The sequence below is a fragment of the Oleiphilus sp. HI0132 genome (assembly GCF_001635845.1).
Window position 1 is genome coordinate 1 of sequence record NZ_LWGJ01000858.1, and the last position, 283, is coordinate 283.

General features: G+C 48.4%; 1 protein-coding gene. It reads left to right on the forward strand.

Annotated features, from left to right (window positions below; genetic code table 11):
* Positions 1-283 (forward strand): thrombospondin type 3 repeat-containing protein (locus tag A3766_RS09670; RefSeq protein ID WP_197479494.1); only part of this gene is annotated, 283 nt, incomplete at both ends.

A 283-nucleotide genomic window follows, 5' to 3' on the forward strand; every position in this document is an offset into this window, starting at 1 on the left:
TTAATCGTTAACGCGAACCAGGAGAATACTGATCAGGATGGTCAGGGTAATGCTTGTGACTTAGATGATGATAACGATGGCGTATCCGATGAGAATGAAGCGGCTCAAGGTACGGACCCACTGTTAGCGGATAGTGACGACGATGGTAGTCACGATGGAGATGATAACTGCCCGCTAATCGCTAATGAAGAGCAGAAAGACACAGACTCTGATGGCTTGGGTAACGCTTGTGACACCGATGATGATGGCGACACGATTGCTGACGATGTCGATAACTGTCCAC